The organism is Streptococcus sp. HMSC074B11, from assembly GCF_001808705.1.
GTDB lineage: Bacteria > Bacillota > Bacilli > Lactobacillales > Streptococcaceae > Streptococcus.
Window position 1 is genome coordinate 1 of record NZ_KV794232.1, and the last position, 623, is coordinate 623.

2 protein-coding genes are annotated in these 623 nt (G+C 33.2%); both read right to left on the reverse strand.

Translation table 11 applies throughout. From position 1 onward, the window contains the following. Nucleotides 1–174: 174 nt before the first annotated feature. Nucleotides 175–378 (reverse strand): hypothetical protein, encoded by a 204-nt coding sequence (locus HMPREF2619_RS01245; protein WP_070458394.1) that lies wholly within the window; start codon nucleotides 376–378, stop codon nucleotides 175–177. Nucleotides 379–386: 8 nt separating this feature from the next. Further along, nucleotides 387–548: a hypothetical protein gene (locus HMPREF2619_RS11320; RefSeq protein WP_009730755.1), complete on the reverse strand. Its 162-nt coding sequence runs from the start codon at nucleotides 546–548 to the stop codon at nucleotides 387–389. Nucleotides 549–623 lie beyond the last annotated feature (75 nt).

Consider the following 623-nt stretch of genomic DNA (forward strand, 5'->3'; position numbering starts at 1 on the left):
AATACTCTCCTCGTTTTGATAAAAAGTTAAAGCCACATCCCCTGCAGAAACAGACTCAAATTTTAAGTTATCCGATGAAAGTTTAAAATAATAAGCCAATGGTTCCTGACCAACCCCTGTTAGGTAGTATCCTCTAATAATTTTGAATAACTCTGACATCGACCTTTCCCCTTCCTAACAAACTTTTAAAAGCCTAAACGGAGCTTGATACACATCAGGATAGTGAATCTGTCTCTTTTTTCTTTGTTCAGGAAGTGGTTTACGGTAATGCTTTTGAAGATACTGAAAAGCTAGTCCCAAGGTATCAAAAACTAAAACTTTATTCTCCCCATTACAAATATAGTCACCTAATTCAAAACTGAAAATTACATACTTCATTCTTCTTCTCACTTTCTATTTTCGCCAACCATTGCCAATAGATCTGTCTCTAATTCAAAATCATATCCGTTTTCTAAACGAACTCGTTGACGAATCCCTATAAGTGAGAAAACTAATAAAGATCCTCCAACAAATATAAGACTAAATAGTCCAGCTAAAATCAAAATCATATCATTCCTCCATAGATTATTTTATATACATTTATATATTGGTAGTAATCGTAGATATAAATGTAAGGCAGTCTG

Coding starts and splice junctions, on each gene's coding strand:
- HMPREF2619_RS01245 (WP_070458394.1), bottom strand. CDS start 378: ATGAAGTATGTAATTTTCAGTTTTGAATTAGGTGACTATATTTGTAAT.
- HMPREF2619_RS11320 (WP_009730755.1), bottom strand. CDS start 548: ATGATTTTGATTTTAGCTGGACTATTTAGTCTTATATTTGTTGGAGGA.